The 15,849-nt window shown below is 48.3% G+C and carries 20 protein-coding genes and 1 pseudogene; 17 read left to right on the top strand and 4 right to left on the bottom strand.

Annotated features, from left to right (window positions below):
- Window positions 1–4: 4 nt before the first annotated feature.
- Window positions 5–571 carry a helix-turn-helix domain-containing protein gene (locus tag ACESLK_RS08745; RefSeq protein ID WP_373228895.1) on the bottom strand — a complete coding sequence of 189 codons (567 nt, stop codon included), beginning with the start codon at window positions 569–571 and terminating at the stop codon, window positions 5–7.
- 167 nt (window positions 572–738) lie between these two features.
- Between ACESLK_RS08745 and ACESLK_RS08740 the strand changes: the two genes are divergently transcribed.
- From ACESLK_RS08740 to ACESLK_RS08730, 3 genes are read left to right on the top strand one after another with little or no spacing between them, the layout of a single operon-like run.
- Window positions 739–1,740 (top strand): Gfo/Idh/MocA family protein, encoded by a 1,002-nt coding sequence (locus tag ACESLK_RS08740; RefSeq protein ID WP_373228893.1) that lies wholly within the window; start codon window positions 739–741, stop codon window positions 1,738–1,740.
- On the top strand, window positions 1,737–2,498 hold the full coding sequence (locus ACESLK_RS08735; protein ID WP_373228892.1) for a sugar phosphate isomerase/epimerase family protein: 762 nt from the start codon (window positions 1,737–1,739) through the stop codon (window positions 2,496–2,498). Before ACESLK_RS08740 ends, ACESLK_RS08735 begins: the two co-directional genes overlap by 4 nt.
- Before the next feature lie 13 nt (window positions 2,499–2,511).
- Window positions 2,512–2,874, top strand: a complete 363-nt coding sequence (locus tag ACESLK_RS08730) for a cupin domain-containing protein (protein WP_373228890.1) — start codon at window positions 2,512–2,514, stop codon at window positions 2,872–2,874.
- Window positions 2,875–2,884: 10 nt separating this feature from the next.
- Here the strand turns inward: ACESLK_RS08730 and ACESLK_RS08725 are convergent, their stop codons facing one another.
- Both ACESLK_RS08725 and ACESLK_RS08720 read right to left on the bottom strand, forming a co-directional pair.
- Window positions 2,885–3,391 carry a hypothetical protein gene (locus ACESLK_RS08725; RefSeq protein WP_373228889.1) on the bottom strand — a complete coding sequence of 169 codons (507 nt, stop codon included), beginning with the start codon at window positions 3,389–3,391 and terminating at the stop codon, window positions 2,885–2,887.
- On the bottom strand, window positions 3,391–3,864 hold the full coding sequence (locus tag ACESLK_RS08720) for a hypothetical protein (protein ID WP_373228887.1): 474 nt from the start codon (window positions 3,862–3,864) through the stop codon (window positions 3,391–3,393). The genes ACESLK_RS08725 and ACESLK_RS08720 overlap by 1 nt, the downstream gene beginning before the upstream one ends.
- Before the next feature lie 185 nt (window positions 3,865–4,049).
- Between ACESLK_RS08720 and ACESLK_RS08715 the strand changes: the two genes are divergently transcribed.
- Together ACESLK_RS08715 and ACESLK_RS08710 are read left to right on the top strand one after the other, a co-directional pair.
- A complete protein-coding gene (locus tag ACESLK_RS08715; RefSeq protein ID WP_373228885.1) occupies window positions 4,050–4,523 on the top strand; it encodes a hypothetical protein in 474 nt (157 codons plus the stop codon).
- The gene (locus ACESLK_RS08710) at window positions 4,520–5,041 is read left to right on the top strand and encodes a hypothetical protein (protein WP_373228884.1); all 522 of its coding nucleotides are present in this window, start codon (window positions 4,520–4,522) and stop codon (window positions 5,039–5,041) included. The genes ACESLK_RS08715 and ACESLK_RS08710 overlap by 4 nt, the downstream gene beginning before the upstream one ends.
- A 12-nt stretch (window positions 5,042–5,053) precedes the next feature.
- Here the strand turns inward: ACESLK_RS08710 and ACESLK_RS08705 are convergent, their stop codons facing one another.
- The gene (locus ACESLK_RS08705; RefSeq protein WP_373228882.1) at window positions 5,054–5,791 is read right to left on the bottom strand and encodes an alpha/beta fold hydrolase; all 738 of its coding nucleotides are present in this window, start codon (window positions 5,789–5,791) and stop codon (window positions 5,054–5,056) included.
- A 172-nt stretch (window positions 5,792–5,963) separates the two neighbouring features.
- Here ACESLK_RS08705 and ACESLK_RS08700 point away from each other — a divergent pair, with 172 nt between their 5' ends.
- The 12 genes and pseudogenes from ACESLK_RS08700 (at window position 5,964) to ACESLK_RS08645 (ending at window position 15,847) form a co-directional block, all read left to right on the top strand.
- Window positions 5,964–6,296: an ArsR/SmtB family transcription factor gene (locus tag ACESLK_RS08700; RefSeq protein ID WP_373228880.1), complete on the top strand. Its 333-nt coding sequence runs from the start codon at window positions 5,964–5,966 to the stop codon at window positions 6,294–6,296.
- Between the two features lie 18 nt (window positions 6,297–6,314).
- Window positions 6,315–6,419: pseudogene (locus tag ACESLK_RS08695) on the top strand (SRPBCC family protein); the annotation flags it as partial.
- A gap of 355 nt (window positions 6,420–6,774) precedes the next feature.
- Window positions 6,775–7,629 carry a DUF1444 family protein gene (locus ACESLK_RS08690; RefSeq protein WP_373228879.1) on the top strand — a complete coding sequence of 285 codons (855 nt, stop codon included), beginning with the start codon at window positions 6,775–6,777 and terminating at the stop codon, window positions 7,627–7,629.
- Window positions 7,630–7,643: 14 nt separating this feature from the next.
- On the top strand, window positions 7,644–7,979 hold the full coding sequence (locus ACESLK_RS08685; RefSeq protein ID WP_373228877.1) for a type II toxin-antitoxin system RelE/ParE family toxin: 336 nt from the start codon (window positions 7,644–7,646) through the stop codon (window positions 7,977–7,979).
- Window positions 7,980–7,986: 7 nt separating this feature from the next.
- Complete coding sequence (locus ACESLK_RS08680) at window positions 7,987–8,280, top strand: helix-turn-helix transcriptional regulator (protein WP_373228876.1); 294 nt, start codon at window positions 7,987–7,989, stop codon at window positions 8,278–8,280.
- Between the two features lie 436 nt (window positions 8,281–8,716).
- Window positions 8,717–9,544 carry an alkaline phosphatase family protein gene (locus ACESLK_RS08675; protein WP_373228874.1) on the top strand — a complete coding sequence of 276 codons (828 nt, stop codon included), beginning with the start codon at window positions 8,717–8,719 and terminating at the stop codon, window positions 9,542–9,544.
- Complete coding sequence (locus ACESLK_RS08670; protein ID WP_373228873.1) at window positions 9,469–10,449, top strand: ABC transporter ATP-binding protein; 981 nt, start codon at window positions 9,469–9,471, stop codon at window positions 10,447–10,449. Before ACESLK_RS08675 ends, ACESLK_RS08670 begins: the two co-directional genes overlap by 76 nt.
- A 13-nt stretch (window positions 10,450–10,462) precedes the next feature.
- Complete coding sequence (locus ACESLK_RS08665) at window positions 10,463–11,248, top strand: DeoR/GlpR family DNA-binding transcription regulator (protein WP_373228872.1); 786 nt, start codon at window positions 10,463–10,465, stop codon at window positions 11,246–11,248.
- Entirely contained in the window at window positions 11,245–12,246 is a 1,002-nt protein-coding gene (locus ACESLK_RS08660) for a PHP domain-containing protein (protein WP_373228870.1), read from the top strand. The genes ACESLK_RS08665 and ACESLK_RS08660 overlap by 4 nt, the downstream gene beginning before the upstream one ends.
- A 6-nt stretch (window positions 12,247–12,252) precedes the next feature.
- Window positions 12,253–12,978, top strand: a complete 726-nt coding sequence (locus tag ACESLK_RS08655; protein WP_373228868.1) for an MgtC/SapB family protein — start codon at window positions 12,253–12,255, stop codon at window positions 12,976–12,978.
- On the top strand, window positions 12,975–14,489 hold the full coding sequence (locus ACESLK_RS08650; protein ID WP_373228867.1) for an ethanolamine ammonia-lyase reactivating factor EutA: 1,515 nt from the start codon (window positions 12,975–12,977) through the stop codon (window positions 14,487–14,489). The genes ACESLK_RS08655 and ACESLK_RS08650 overlap by 4 nt, the downstream gene beginning before the upstream one ends.
- Window positions 14,486–15,847 (top strand): ethanolamine ammonia-lyase subunit EutB, encoded by a 1,362-nt coding sequence (locus tag ACESLK_RS08645; RefSeq protein WP_373228865.1) that lies wholly within the window; start codon window positions 14,486–14,488, stop codon window positions 15,845–15,847. Before ACESLK_RS08650 ends, ACESLK_RS08645 begins: the two co-directional genes overlap by 4 nt.
- The last annotated feature ends 2 nt before the right edge of the window (window positions 15,848–15,849 follow it).

Genomic DNA, 15,849 nt, shown 5'->3' with positions numbered 1-15,849 from the left:
TTGTTTATTTACCGTCGGATGATTTCCGGTTTTCTTCCGTGAATATGGCTAAATATTTTACCTGTGCTGACAACGGGATTACGAGGTGCTCTTCCAAGGAATTAAAGTATACGCCGTCTCCGGCATTCATTTCATATTCCAGATTGCCAACCCTGTATTTCATTTTGCCGGAGAGCACATAGATGAACTCTTCCCCTTCATGGGAAAACACGTGGCTCTTGACCTCATCTTTCTCTGCGACAAACATATACGGCTGCATAGTCTTGTCCCTTCGTCCAGATGCAAAAGCATAAAAGGAATAACCATTACTTGTCTTAATCCACTTATTAACGTCATTGTATTCCGCTGCAGTCGTAAACACGGTTCCATTGCTTACATCGGGTTCAAGCAGGTCAGAAACCTTCACGCCAAGCGCTCCGGCGATTTTCATGAGTGTCGCGACGGCTGGCATGGTGCTTCCGCTTTCGATCTTGGACAGCATGCTCTTCGTGAATCCGCATGCGGTGGCAATCTCACTTTGCGTGCGCTTCTGCTCCTTGCGGATCAAACGGATTCTCTTTCCTAATTCCATATCCATACCTCGCAACATAAAAGTTTATCGTCATTAAACTTTACCCATGTTAGTATAAAAAAGCTAGTCCATTAACGATTATCATGATTGCAGAAATTACTGGTCTATGTTATGTTGAAGTTAATTCAACCTAGTTGAATATAAGTAAATAAAATTGAACGAGGTGAATGGACATAAAGAAGTTTAAAGTCGGTTTGGTCGGGGCAGGCGGAGTAACAGAGCTGCATCTGGAGGGATACAAAGGCGATCCAGAACGTATAGAGTTTACGGCCATTTGCGATCCCAACGAAGAAATACTTAAATATCGAGCAGATAAATATGGTATTCCCCAGCGATATACGAATTTGGATGCGTTCATCAAGGAAAGCGGTGTCGATGTCGCAGTTGTCTGTACGCCTACATCGATCCGCAAGCAAATTGTTCTGCCGCTGCTAGAAGCCGGATTCCCGTTATTCGTGGAGAAACCTTTCTCCGACACGTTGAGCGATGCTGTAGAAATCACTGAAAAAGCTAAGCAGCTTGGTATCCCGGTTGCCGTGAATCAGAACTTCAGACGACATTATACATTCGATATCGTGAAGAAAATCGTTGCCGAGAATACGATTGGCAAAGTAACCATGATTACCTTCAACAATATGTTTTTCCGTCAAGACACCGGTTGGCGACTGGATTGTGAACGGCATGCGCTGTCCGTTATGGGGATTCACTGGTTCGACGGGTTCCGGCAGGTTCTCGGGTGTGAAGCTGAATCGATCGTCAGCTTGATGAGCTCTTCTGCAGCAATCGATTGCAAGGGAGAAACGGACGCGACCGTGCAGATTAAATTTGAGAACGGCGCCATTGTAACGTATACTCAAAGCTTCTCTTCGACGGTAGGGAGAACAGAGATGATCGTGATCGGCGAAACGGGAACCCTCCGCTGCGACCACGGCCTCGTTGAATTATTCCGTGTAGGCGACAAGGAGCCGTCTCAAAGATGGGACAACAATTGCTCCAGGGAAGAGAACAGTCTGGAAAATATCAAACAGCTGTTGTCTTGGATTGAAACCGGCGTAAAGCCGGCTAACAGCGCTGAAGACAACTTGAAGATCGTGGCTATGCTCGAAGCAGCTTATGTATCAGCGAAAGAGAGCCGGATCGTTCAGTTAAGAAACGGAGTATTGATATGACGCTGAAGTTTGCTTTTTCAAGGCCTACCGCAGCAGACGAGGAACGGAATCGGCTGTTTAATAACTTTAGGCCAGCTGGATACCAGGGCTTGCAGCTCAAGCACGGCCAATATGCACCCTATCTGAAGGAGCCAGAGCGTTTCCTGATGGAGTGGGGTCATCTGGATGGTGTAGGATCCGCCTTGATTACTGGAGGAAACCTGGATGAGACAGGATTGGAAGCGCTTCGAGAGATATTTCGTTTCGGCCGGAAAATCGGTACGGAATTAATCATATTCTGCCATGGTGTATCCAGGGGCAAGGTGACGGCGGCGGATATCCGGAAGTATGCAGATGTATTGTCGGATATGGGGGAGGAAGCAGGGCAGCATGGCTTAAAGCTTTCCTTGCATCATCATTATGATCAGCCTGTCATGTACCGGGTGGACTTTGACATTTTCTTCGATCGCGTGCGGGAGGGAAGCGTTGGTTTGACAATCGATACCGCACATTTGGTTAAGTCGGGACTCGACGATTGCGCGGAGCTCATCAGAAGCTTCAAGTCTGTCATTGACAACTACCATATGAAGGACTTCACAGAGGGCGAGTGGCAGATTCTTGGGCGGGGAAACATTGCATTCCAACCAATCTTTGAAGCGATCAGGGATACAGGGTACAGCGGATGGGTATCGGCAGACGAAGAAAGCGGCGGAGGGATCGAAGACGGATTGGCCGAATGCTTATCTTTTCTGAAAAGCGGATTTGGAATGCATACTTAGGAGGAGAATAGAAATGGCTACAATCACGGATTTGCGCAAGCAGGAAGAAGGCCGGATATTGCCGATGGACTGGGGAAAGATCCAGTGGCTGTGCGGTAAGGATATTGATCCGGATGCGGAAATGACGTTCGGCATGGTCTATATAGATGCTGGAAAAGCCAACAGCAGGCATATCCATCCCAATTGCGAGGAAATTATATTTGTATTAACCGGCGAATGCGACCATTCGCTTGGGGACGAGGTGTTCCACTTGGAGCCGGGAATGATGCTGAGGATTCCAAGAGGCATTCCACATCATGCCAAAGTGACAAGCTGGGAGCCCTGCCGTATGATTATTGCGTATTCCGCACCTGATCGACAAACGATCGGAGAATAGTGGAGAAGGGTTAATGATGTCTCTGCCACCGCTTCAATGAGAATACCGTGTGATACATAGCTAGATGAATACTTTGCAATATCAAGTAGATGGGGATCGAGTATAACAATTTGTAACCGTTTTTGTAGTGGAATAAACCGACCTTCACGCCCAACCATTCGATCAGAATAGCCATGCACGTCCATAAAATAATATATCCGATTGTCATAATCCCGTAAATTCGAAGCCGTTCTATCCCATAAATAAATAAGTATCCGTATGGTGCATACATCAGATAAGAGATAAAATCAAACATTTGATACGTCGATTTATCTCCAATATCGTACAGATCAAATGGCGGCACGAAGATCGTATGGTCAAAAATAAGCCCGAACGTTACGCCAATGAACATATTAAAGATCATCTGTAGAGGAGAAAATGTCCGCGGCAATAACCAAACCGCTGCGAAGCCTACAAACATTAGCCCAATAACGAACCACTCATTGCCGTTAAATTGATTGTCGTAAATGATTTCCATTATCGGATCCATCCTTCCTTTGAAGCCATTCGCTGAAAGATCCTCCCCCAAAGCAAAGTATAAGCCATCACAAATATGATCATGATGGACTCTTTGAGAAAATTCCATTCTTTATCAATAAGTACATGGTTCCAACGGAGTGCAAAGCCGACCAGTATCTGAAATAAGAACGTATAGATCGAGATGCCTATGCAAACGCTGGCTCTCTTGGTCGTAAGAAACACATTAGCAAAGGCAAGCAGGACGAACGTAACGGTGAAGTCATTGTGTAGAATTAAGGCTATAAAATGAGGTATGCTCATGTTAATTTTAAATATTTTAAGATTAATACTGCTAATAGTCAGTTTGTTAGTAAGTACGACTTCAATAGCCATAAATAAAAGGAAATTGACGACAAGCGGGAGCTTGCGAGGCAGACCTGTTAGGACGTGAATACAAAACCACGCGAATATTACAAATATAACAACGACCATAGGGGCCGCCCATCCTTCCTTATATAACTCTTAATGGTAACTTTCCCCTTGAACAAATATGATATCCGTGATTTTCATAAACCTGCATTTTAGTGGGATATGGGTTCGCAGATTGCGCTGTATAGAGGTAAAGAATAGTGGAGAGGATGGAGGTATCTTTAAGTATTTAAGGAGGCACTAAGCTCATGGGGTTTGTGGTCATCTTCGTTATGGCTTGGTTAGCTGTATTTATATTCTATACAATGGACAAAAGCTTATCGATTATTGAGAATGCGTTTGTCTATTTAATCATCTTAACGATCGGAATAAATATATCGTGGGTTGTCGCGGAAGAGCTCAAGCTAGTCGAGTTGACCAAGGATGGGCTGTTGTACGCGGGTTTTATTTTATATAGAAGTATAGTAATCCCGATGATCTTCGTTATTATGTTTAATGCGGTTTACAAAGTGAGATTCACTATACTAGTTATATTGTTAATGGGAGTGGCGTTAGGGACAATCCTTGCCGTGAATGGATTGATGCTTTTCTATGGGATATTCCATTATAAGCAGTGGTATCTATTTTACGACCTAATCCTAATCGTGCTGATGCAAGCGGCAAGCTTTGCGTTGTTAAAGCTCTATAGGAGAGTTATTCAAGGTGAGGTGAAAGTATCGTGATTTTATGGAAAAATTTCGATTGGAATGAATGGTTTGTGTTAGTGGTGCTGATCGTTTCTTATGCTGCTGTTATTAGGCTGCCAAAGAGAGTTCCTACGAGCTTGATGATCCTGGGTTTGGTTTGGGGATTTGCCAGTTCAACGTTATTCGACTTTACGATTGGCGGGGGTTTGATGGATTTCTATCGGGTGAATGACTCGAATCATTACGAATTAACCGACTTGTTTACATACTTCATGTTTGCGCCTTTTAGCTACTTCTTTATCTACTTCTACGAAGTGTTAAAGGTTAGCAAAAAGACGCTTATGTATTATATTAGCGGGTGGACCGTTGTGGGAGTTGCGTTTCAGTGGGCAGCAGAGTGGATGAGAATGACACATTACCAAAAAGGATACAAGCTCGAATATAATATAGCTGTTTTTCTAATTATTCAAACGATTACAGGATTGTTCTATATTTATATCAAAGGTCATCCAGGCATAAGCGGTGCTCGGGGCGGTATCCGTAGAAGGACATAAAAACCGGAAACACTAGCGCAGTCCTTCCACATGGGATAAGAAATCTTGCAATACAAGCTTCAATCCATCCGGGTTGCTAAGCATCGGTAAATGTCCGGTTTCCAGACTTTGCACCGATTGCGGCGAAAGATTCGAGATCATTTTATTTTGCAAGGACGGACTGAACTCCTTATCCTTGGTTAGCTTCACATATAGCTTCGGTACAGCCGGAGGGGACACATCGACGCGATCTGTATATACCCGAACGGACTCGGGAACGAAACCTCGTACAATCTCCGACGCCTGCTCGGGGGAAAGGTCATTGCATAAGCCCGTACGGATCGCGGACTCGGGAGGTTTCGTACCCATTTTCCGCAGTATAGCAGACATCAGGATCCTCTTGGGGAATGGCAGAATGGATAGGAATGACCCGCCTTTCTTCGGAATGGCCGCCCCAACAGCGACAAACCCTGCCAACCGATCGGATAGTTCGGATGCAAGTCTAAGAGCGAGAACTCCCCCAAGCGAATGTGCTACGATAACAAACCTCCGAGTCTCCCACTCATCCACCTGCCTTCTCATATGGGACACATAATCCGCCAAAGCAAGCTCCTTCCTCGATTCAACGGTACCCTTCCTAAGTGGAAAATCAATAAGTAAACAAGGATGATGAAGTCCCTCTTGAACTTTGCCCCAGATTCCGCTTTCCAGACCTGCTCCATTGACGAATACGAAACCCATCTTCTCTTGAATAAGCTCTTGTTTATTCAATTTTATCTCCTTTGAATATTCCTTGACTTGAATATTCCATATGGGGTATATTGTAAGTGCAAGTACGGTAAATACCAATCGAAACGAGGTGGCCTGATGTGACTAGAACAGGAAGAGGAGCCCATGCCGTACGCCATGTAAATATTCGATTCATTAGAAGAACACCCGAACCATGGATATAACGACATTTAGCGCACTGTCCGAACCGAACCGCTTACGCATTGTAAAGCTCTTACAAGATGGCCCCTTAACCGTAGGGGAGATAGCCGATCGGCTCGAGCTCCGCCAACCTCAAGCCTCGAAGCATCTGCGTGTCCTGCTGGAGGCCGGACTTGTCGAGGTGCAGGCTGTCGCCAATCGTCGGAACTATAAGCTCCGAATGGAGCCGTTCCAAGCAATGGACGCTTGGCTTGGAAGTTTCCGTGATTGCTGGGATGAACGGCTAGACGCTCTGGAGAATTACCTCCAGAAGCTGCAAACCAAAGAAACAAACAAACAAAACTAAATTTCAGGAGGATTTTCAATGTCGAATAAAATGATTTCCAGGGTAGAGGATCAGGAGCTTATTCTGGAGCGAGTTTTTGATGCACCGCGCGAACTTGTATTCAAAGCGTTCACAGAGGCTGATTGATGGGCGGGGGTTTAAGTAACCCATTGAACAAGCCATAGCTGCGGCTTCCAATCGGAATCAGTACAAGTAGTGCTGCCAAATCATTCGCGAGCTCATGAAGGCTGGTGGGGAACAGACTGCTAGGGATATCATTTCTAGTATTCGGCTTCGTTATCCTAACCGATCTGCTCTGATGGATGAATTAAATGCGATATGAGGAAGTTAGGGCAGAAAATAGAGCTTCCAAAACTCCTGTTACTATGGTAGATTAGGGTTAATATTCCAGAGGTAAAGCATACCCTGACTTGACGTCTATGACGTCCGGTTGGGGTTTTTTGTCGTTATCACCTCGGGAAATCTAAGGAGGTAAATGATGAGACCAGCACGTTTATACGATGCGCCTGAGCAATTCGCTGAGATGATGATGAAGCATCTGAGCGAGAGCATGAATGTCCTTGTTCAGAAGACGGAGGAGCCACTGTTGCTTGAAATCAACGTGAATCTCAATGATCCGCAGGAGAAAATACAAGTGAGTCTTCACAATACTTTCCGGACGTATATGGCCAGCGGTGATATGAATACGGCGATTGATTATTTGAACGACACCATTCGCTGTACGGAATTGATGCGTACGAAGAAGGACGATGTAGTAAAGCTTGACTCCGCCTACATTTATCCGGCCATTCGGGATACTCGTTATGTAGAGGAGGCCGGTAAGAACGTTAAGTTCATTTCAGAAGCTTATTTGCCGGGATTAAGCGTTATTTATCTAGAGATCAAGGATAGCTGCTCCAAGATTATCACAGAAGCTAGTCTGGAATATAACCCTCGGCTTACTGAGGAAAGGGTTAAGCATCTGGCGTATCGAAACTTACGAACTGCGGGCTGGCAATCATCTCGGCTTACCTTACAGAGTCCGTTTCGTGAATCGTGCTGCATCGAGGTATTTATGGATAATTCTCATCCCATTGAGTGTCAATTTCTACTCCCAGAGATGGCAACGAGCAATTTGCCGAAAAGTTGCCTCATCGCTTATACGAACAGAAAAACCGCGATGATCATGTATTCGAATGAGCGGATGGAGACTCTGTCGCAAGTGATGCGTTTAGCTGACAAATCAAGATTCAGGGACGTTGTGAAGCGAAGCTGCCTCTTTAGGCCTAATCCGGTTTCTGAGCAAATTTATTGGATTCATAACGGTGAAGCAAAGCTGTTGGAGGAAGTGTGATTCTCAAGAATGGGATGCAAAAGTCCGTTTTGTTGGGATGTGATGAATTCCTATTTTATGATCTATATGTTATAATTTATGCGCGAATACAGCTGGAACAAATCATTTACTGTCTGAACAGATTAGAGGATAAAGGTACACGTGCTGGAGAAAAGTTTACTAAGCGAATTAAAGGTGAAATTTGGGAGTTGCGACCAGGTAATAATCGTATCTTTTTCTTTGGCTGGAAAGGTAATCAATTAGTACTGCTACACCATTTTTCGAAAACGTCTCAAAAGACGCCCTCAAAGGAGATTGCAATAGCTGAGAAACGTATGGTGACTTGGTTGCGAAACATGCAGAAGGAGTGAGAATATCATGAAAAGCTGGAACGAAAAGAAAAAGGAATTGAAATCAATCGATTCTAATCGATTGAATGAGCTTGAAGCAGTTGCCCAGTTCGTTAATGCGATCCATAGAAGAAGGGTTGAGCTAGGTTGGACACAACAGGAACTCGCCGAAAAAGTGGGGCTTCATCAGGAGTCGATTGCTCGTATTGAAAATGGGGGAACAGTTCCTCGTTTGGATACAGTCCTAAAATTAGCACTAGCGCTTGGAATGAAATTGAATTTAGTTGGAAATGAAGAAGCTGTAGCTGCTACTATTGGATAAAAGCAAGCTGATTTCTCATGAAGCTTCTTTAGAAAGAGCTTAATTCTGAATCTAAATACCCCGGCCTGAAGCTGGTCACCGATAAAGTTGCTTCAGATGCGATCCAATTATTCAAGTTGGCAGCGGACAATCCGCCCGTTACGATAGCATATTCTCCCGTATCCGATCCTAAGGAAAATGCAGATCAGTATAAATTCTAAGATTCCTTCTTAAAAGTAAACCGGCCAATCTCCCTACCAGGCATCTGTGATGCAGGAGATTGGCTTTTTTTCTGCGTTTATTTTCCATTTCCCGCTTTTCCCCGTTATGTTTATGTTAGATATACTATCACGAATAAAAAATACATATTGACACAGGGCGAAACCCCAATTAAACTCAAGTAAATAAACAACAATACACATGAATCAACAATAAACAACTAAGAAGGTGTGGGATATTGGGGAAAACGATTGTTATAGTGTTGGACGGCCTTCGCTATGATGTTATGTTGTCTTCCATGGGATACATAAATCATCTAGTTGAAAAGTCGATCGCTGCGCTTTATAAAGTAAAATCCGAACTGCCGAGCTTGTCCCGCCCGCTATACGAAGTGTTGCTGACCGGCACGCCGAGCTGTATGAACGGCATCACTGCCAATCAGGTCGTCCGGTTGTCCCAATACGAGAGCGTCTTCCATTTGGCCAGAAAGAGCGGACTCAGAACGGCGGCTGCGGCTTATTACTGGGTGAGCGAGCTGTATCAGCGAGCGCCCTTCGATTACTTCGCCGATCGTATTCAGAACGACGACACCAAGCCCATACAGCGGGGTATGTTCTATTTCGACGATCGTTATCCGGATTCGGATTTACTCGCAGATGCAGAATATTTACGCAGGTCGTTCGATCCCGATTTCCTTTATATACATCCGATGAATATTGACGACACCGGGCATAAATTCACGTCCAATTCCGCCGAATACCGCGGAGAAGCGCTGAGAATGGACAGCTTGCTGGCACTGCTTCTGCCGGAGTGGATCAAGGAAGGATATCAGATCCTGATCACTTCCGACCACGGCATGAACGAAGACGGGCAGCACGGAGGAACGGGCGAAGGGGAAAGGGATGTAGGCCTTGTGGCTATTGGCCACAGCTTCAAACCAGGCGTATATACCGAGTCTTATCTGCCTCAATTGGCGATTGCACCTTTAATTTGCAGTCTGCTGGACGTTCCGGTGTCCAAAGAAATGGTTGGCATCCCGATTCCGGGTTATCGGCAATCGGTTTAACCATACAAACAATTTTTGCCGGTCTGAACGATATCGATTCCGGCAATATCATCGTCGGCGGCCGGGATATTACCGCGCTTTCCCCGAAGGACCGACAGGTAGGTATGGTATTTCAATCCTATGCGCTCTTCCCTAATATGACCGTATTCGACAACATCGCCTTCGGTTTGAAGATGGAGAAGATGAAGAAAGCCGAGTATACGCCGCTTGTGGAACAAATGATCGAGATCATCGACCTCAAAGGCAAGGAAAATCAATATCCCGCTCAGCTGTCGGGGGGACAGCAGCAAAGGGTTGCTCTCGGACGATCTTTAGTCAAACGTCCGAAGGTGCTGCTGCTCGATGAACCGCTCAGCGCATTGGATGCCAAGATTCGGCGTTCACTGCGCAATGAAATCCGGCAAATTCAGAAAAAACTGAACATGACAACGGTGTTCGTCACGCATGATCAGGAGGAGGCGCTGACCATTTCCGACCGGATCATCGTGATGAACCACGGCCATATCGAACAGGAAGGTATTCCGGAAGAAATTTATACGTCGCCCAAGACAGAATTTGTGGCGAGTTTTATCGGCAGTTATAATGTATGGACCGCACAGGATATGCAGCAGGCTGGTCTTACGCCCGTTCCGAATGGACAATTGATCGCCGTCAGGCCCGAAGTCATCTCTATCGTCCCGGAGACTGAAGCCGCAGGGGAAACCGCGGGATGTATCGTTGCTGCGGGTAAAGTGAAGCAATACGCCATCTTGGGCAACGTCATGCGTTATTGGGTGGATATTAACGGGTTGCAAGCAACGGTGGATGTATTGCATGATTCGGATATGCACCGGATTCAGGAAGAAATGGCAGTCCGTTTATCGATCCCAATCGAAAAATGCAAGCCTCTCAAAAAGATTTCATAGGTGGGTAAAGATCATGTCCTTATCGTATGAAGACCGAAAGAAGAAGATTCTGGAGCAGCTCTCGCTAGAGGAGAAGGTTCAAGTACCTGTCCTTGCGGATGTGCTTAGCGTATCAACCGAAACGATCCGCCGCGATTTGGAACGATTGGACAAGGAAGGCAAATTAAAAAAGGTTTATGGCGGCGCGGTCAAAGCGGGATCCGACTCGTGGGAGCCTCCCTTCGAACAGAAAACGGCAATGAACGCGAAGGAAAAACGGGCAATTGGGAAAATGGCGGCTTCGCTTGTTGAGGAAGGCGACAGCATTATGATCGGCAACGGGACGACTACGCTTGAGATCATCCGTTATCTCGGAAACAAGAAGAACGTAACGCTGGTTACCCATTCTACCCCGGCGATGCTTCTGGCGATGGAGCTTTTTCACGGACGTATTATTATGATCGGCGGCGAAGTGAACGTCAGCCAGAAATCGGCGAACGGGCCTCTTGCCGAATTGATGCTGCAGCATCTGAAGGTCAACAAAGCCTTTATTTCGGCTGGAGGAGTATCCAGCATTGACGGGATTACCGATTATGATTTGGACGAAGCGAATATTTCCCGGAAAATGGCGAGCCGTGCCGACGATGTCATCATTTTGGCGGATCATAGCAAAATGGGAAAAACGACTTTTGCGCATATTTGCGGGCTTAATGAAGTATCTGTAATGATTACCGACAAACATTGTCCGGAAGAATGGAAGCAAACATTGGCGAATAAAGAAATCGAACTGCTGATTGCGGACGAGGAGGCGACGTCTTGATTGTTGATTTCCATTTTCATCTTGAAGAAGGCCCCTATTCGATCGACTGGTTAAGGCGAACGGCGAAAACAATAGAAACACTGGAAGGAAAAGCAGGTGAATTAGCGAATCGTCCGCATTCGTTGGCATGGATCAACGAGATGAATGCGAAGCTCACGAGGCGACTGGAGCAAGGGTGTTTCTCTGCGGAGTGGCTTAATTATTATTTGGATAGGGGCAAACAACTCGGCATCCAGCGTTTCGGCATTGTGGATCATTTATATCGGTTTGACGAGTTTCGCGCTTATTATGAGAAGCATATGCTGCTCGACGATTCGGAGCTTGGAGAGCTGCAGCGGTATTGGCTGGACCGGGTGTGCATCGGATCGATCGAACCGTTCCTGGAGCTCGTTCGCCAATCGCAACGGGAAGGCAGCCCTGTTTCACTGGGAGTCGAAGCCGATTACTTTCCCGGCGGCGAAGAAGAGCTGCGGACATTGCTTGGAAGATACGAGTTGGATTACGTGATCGGGTCCGTACATTTCATAGACGGCTGGGGATTCGATAATCCGCAGACGCAGTACAAGTTCGAAGGACGGGATCTCAACGCAATGTACCGGAGCTTGTTCGATCATGTATTGGGAGCTGTCCGCAGCGGGCTTTTTGATATCATCGCCCATCCAGACAACCTGAAGGTGTTTAATTACCGTCCGGATGAAACTGTGCTGCTCCCTATGTATGAAGAGGTTGCGGCGGCAATGAAGGCCGCCGACGTTGCTACGGAGATCAATACGGGGCTTGCCTACCGTTACCCTGTTAAAGAAATGTGCCCAAGTCCGGCCTTCCTGGACATCATTTGCAAACACGGCGTTCCGATCACGCTAAGCTCCGATTCGCACTATCCGGACGATATTGGCACCATGCTTAAGCAAGCCGCCGATTTGGCCGTACGCACGGGCTACGAAGAGGTTGTTTACTTCGAACGCCGGGAGCGCAAAATTTTGAAGCTAAAGGGATGACCGACAATGGCACTAACTTTGAACCCCGATGTTTGGCATATCGATAATGTGGAATTGACGATTCGTTTGGTCCTAGCAATCATTCTTGGCGGGCTTATCGGACTCGAGCGGGAGCTTGGAGGACATTCGGCAGGGTTCCGCACGCACATTCTTGTTTGTCTCGGGTCGGCTTCCATCATGATATTGTCGATGTACGGTTTTTCCCAGTATGCCGACGAACCCAACGTCCGGATCGATCCGGCCCGTTTGGCCGCACAGGTGATCAGCGGCATCGGTTTTCTGGGAGCGGGTACCATTCTGCGCACGGGCATGACCATCTCGGGTTTGACAACAGCGGCGTCGCTGTGGGTCGTGGCGGCCATCGGTCTTTCGACCGGGGCTGGTTTTTACTATGGAGCATCTATTTCCGCTCTACTGGTGGTGATCAGTTTGTTTTTTCTGAATAAAGTGGAGAAGAACTTCTCCCGAACCAAAAAGGACAGGGAAATTATCTTTATACTGCATAGAAAAACAGCCAGTCTCCAGCAGATCGTGACACGTCTGAATCAACATGGCATTCAAATCTATAAGTTGATAATAGAAAATGGAGAGGCGGCAGATTCGTCTGCGGAGCCTTTAATCATACGCATAAACGTCAAGCTGAAAAAAGTGAAAGCTTTCGATGCCGCACTGCTTGAAATCGCCCAAATTGAAGGGGTAATCCGCCTGGAGACGGGGGGTGACGCCTTGTGACGGCGGCAGACGAAGCGTGTGACGAGTGGATCACGAGCGTCGGTATCGATCTGGGCACCAGCACGACCAAGATGATCGTCAGCCGGTTGCGGATCAGCCGGATTTCAAACGCATTTTCCATGCCGGCATTCACGATATCGGAACGCGCTCTGGCATACTGCAGCGAGATTTACACCACGCCATTGAAAAGCGGGGATGAGCTTGATTACGAGCAAATTTCCGGCATTCTTCGGCGGGAATACGACAAAGCCGGCATTCGGCTTGAGGATATTAAAACCGGAGCGGTTATCATTACCGGGGAGACGGCGAACAAGAAGAATGCCCAGCACATCCTGCACGAATTGGCTGAGAGGGCCGGGGATTTCGTGGTAGCTACGGCCGGGGCCCATTTGGAAGGAGTGCTCGCAGGCAAAGGCTCGGGAGCGGAAGCTCGTTCCTTGCATACGAGAAAGACGGTAGTCAACGTCGACATCGGCGGAGGGACGGCCAATGCGGCTTTTTTCCGGGAAGGAGCCTGCATCTGCACGGCTACGCTGAGAATCGGAGGCCGATTAATCCGGATCGATGCGCAGGGGAACGTGCTGGACGTGGCTCCATCGTTTGCTCCATGGCTTAAGGCCCGAGGGTATAAAATTGCGGCAGGCGGGAGAGTTAGCTTTGCCGATATCCGTGAAGTATCCGAACGGATGGCGGAAAGCCTGATGTCTTTCCTTGCCGGGGAGGGGGGCGACGAATTCGTCCATTTGCTCGTTGTCGGCGAGATGCCAGGCCCGCTTCCAGAGGCCGCAGAGCTGATGATTTCGGGCGGCATTGCCGACCTGCTCCAGTCGAGTGAGCCGCAATTGCTGGAGCAGGCGGCCTTACACGAAGACATCGGCCCGCTGCTGGCTCATGCGGTGAAGCGCGCGGCTGGCAAATACCCGTTCGCATGGGTGCCGGCCCGGCAAACGGTGCGGGCGACCGTTATCGGCGCCGGAATGCAATCGACGGAAATTTCCGGTGCTACGGTATATATCAGTCCCGGTGTGCTGCCGATCCGCAATTTGCCTGTCGTTAAGCTGCAGCTATCCGAATCGCTATTGGAGGATGAAACCGCATTGGGCGAGAGTGTGACGGGAGCGATGGAAACGGGCAAGAAGCTTCACTCTGAAGAGATATCGCTCCCGTTCGCGTTGTCGCTGTCCGGGATCGGGTACTGTTCCTATTCCCGGCTGCAGCGTCTAGCCGACGCGATTTGCGGCGGATATATCCGTTATTTCAAACAGAGCGGCACGATAGCTGTCATCTGCCATAACGACATGGCGCAAGCGCTTGGTCAGGCGATGGCGATCCGAATGGGAGGGAGCATCCGGATTGTGTGCGTCGACCAGATTGCGGTTGAACACGGCGACTATATCGATATGGGCGAGCCAATCGCGGGATCGCTCGTTCCCGTCATTATCAAGACGCTTGCTTTCTCGGCGCCTGTTGATCAGGCTATCGGTTTTGCAGACAAGGAGGGGCTGCCATGAATTTGAAAACATTGGCCCGCGGCCGCACGTATCAGTTCCGCGATCTGAAGGAACTGATGGCGAAAGCGAATGAAGTGAAGTCGGGCGATCAGCTTGCCGGTATCGCCGCGGAAGACGCGACCGAACGTGTTGCTGCCAAGATGGTTTTGTCGGAGCTCACGCTGTCGGAGCTTCGCGAGCATCCATTACTCCCGCCCGAGACGGATGAAGTGTCGCGCGTCATTGAATCCGGCATTCAGGAAGACGTGTATGCAGAGATCAGAAATTGGACGGTGGCGGGACTGCGGGAACGGCTGCTCCGCCAAGACTGCGGGAATGCGGAAATCCACAGAATCAGCCGCGGATTGACCAGCGAGATGATCGCCGCCGCTGCGAAGCTGATGAGCAACCTCGATCTCATTCAAGCGGCGGCCAAAATCGAAGTCATCACGCACTGCAACACGACCATGGGACAGAAGAGGGTGCTGGCGAGCCGAGCCCAGCCCAACCATCCATCCGACGATCTGCGGGGAATTCGGGCATCGCTGTACGAGGCGTTATCTTACGGCATTGGCGATGCGGTGATCGGTATCAATCCAGTTATCGATACGGCGGAAAGCGTCAAAAATATTTTGTCGCTTACGAAGGAAGTAATGAACCGCTGGGAGATTCCGACCCAGAACTGCGTGCTCGCTCATATCACCACGCAGATGCGCGCGATCCAGCAGGGGGCGCCTGCGGATTTGGCGTTTCAGAGCCTGGCAGGCAGCGAACTGGGTAACAAGGCTTTCGGCATTGACATCAAGCTGCTCGATGAGGCTGACGAGCTGATCCGCACGAAAGGCAGCGCTGCGGGACCGAACCGATGGTACTTCGAGACGGGGCAAGGCTCGGAATTATCCTCGGAAGCCCATCACGGCATCGACCAGGTTACGCTGGAGGCTCGCTGTTATGGACTGGCGAGGCATTATCGTCCGTTCATGGTCAATACGGTCGTCGGCTTTATCGGGCCGGAGTATTTGTACGACAGCAAGCAGGTGATCCGAGCCGGCTTGGAGGATCATTTCATGGGGAAGCTGCATGGACTGCCAATGGGTGTGGACGTTTGTTACACGAACCATATGCAAGCTGACCAGAACGACATGGATAATCTGGCTGTGCTGCTCTCGGCCGCAGGCGTCAACTTCATTATCGGCGTTCCGATGGCGGACGATTGTATGCTGAACTATCAATCGACCAGTTTCCACGATATCGCGACGCTGAGGGAAACGCTTGGTTTGCGTCCCGCTCCGGTTTTCGAACAGTGGCTGGAGCGGATGGAATTGATGCAGGACGGTAAGCTGACTGCCCGAGCCGGGGATCCAACCCTATTTGTGTAAGG

Source organism: Cohnella sp. (assembly GCF_041640265.1).
Classification (GTDB): domain Bacteria; phylum Bacillota; class Bacilli; order Paenibacillales; family Paenibacillaceae; genus Cohnella.
Note: the sequence above shows the minus strand (reverse complement) of the source record. Positions and strands in the feature narration are given on the sequence as shown.

Bases quoted from the DNA above. Each gene is read 5' to 3' on its own strand.
- ACESLK_RS08745 (WP_373228895.1), bottom strand. From the start codon at position 571: ATGGAATTAGGAAAGAGAATCCGTTTGATCCGCAAGGAGCAGAAGCGC.
- ACESLK_RS08740 (WP_373228893.1), top strand. From the start codon at position 739: ATGGACATAAAGAAGTTTAAAGTCGGTTTGGTCGGGGCAGGCGGAGTA.
- ACESLK_RS08735 (WP_373228892.1), top strand. From the start codon at position 1,737: ATGACGCTGAAGTTTGCTTTTTCAAGGCCTACCGCAGCAGACGAGGAA.
- ACESLK_RS08730 (WP_373228890.1), top strand. From the start codon at position 2,512: ATGGCTACAATCACGGATTTGCGCAAGCAGGAAGAAGGCCGGATATTG.
- ACESLK_RS08725 (WP_373228889.1), bottom strand. From the start codon at position 3,391: ATGGAAATCATTTACGACAATCAATTTAACGGCAATGAGTGGTTCGTT.
- ACESLK_RS08720 (WP_373228887.1), bottom strand. From the start codon at position 3,864: ATGGTCGTTGTTATATTTGTAATATTCGCGTGGTTTTGTATTCACGTC.
- ACESLK_RS08715 (WP_373228885.1), top strand. From the start codon at position 4,050: ATGGGGTTTGTGGTCATCTTCGTTATGGCTTGGTTAGCTGTATTTATA.
- ACESLK_RS08700 (WP_373228880.1), top strand. From the start codon at position 5,964: ATGGATATAACGACATTTAGCGCACTGTCCGAACCGAACCGCTTACGC.
- ACESLK_RS08690 (WP_373228879.1), top strand. From the start codon at position 6,775: ATGAGACCAGCACGTTTATACGATGCGCCTGAGCAATTCGCTGAGATG.
- ACESLK_RS08685 (WP_373228877.1), top strand. From the start codon at position 7,644: ATGCAAAAGTCCGTTTTGTTGGGATGTGATGAATTCCTATTTTATGAT.
- ACESLK_RS08680 (WP_373228876.1), top strand. From the start codon at position 7,987: ATGAAAAGCTGGAACGAAAAGAAAAAGGAATTGAAATCAATCGATTCT.
- ACESLK_RS08665 (WP_373228872.1), top strand. From the start codon at position 10,463: ATGTCCTTATCGTATGAAGACCGAAAGAAGAAGATTCTGGAGCAGCTC.
- ACESLK_RS08655 (WP_373228868.1), top strand. From the start codon at position 12,253: ATGGCACTAACTTTGAACCCCGATGTTTGGCATATCGATAATGTGGAA.
- ACESLK_RS08645 (WP_373228865.1), top strand. From the start codon at position 14,486: ATGAATTTGAAAACATTGGCCCGCGGCCGCACGTATCAGTTCCGCGAT.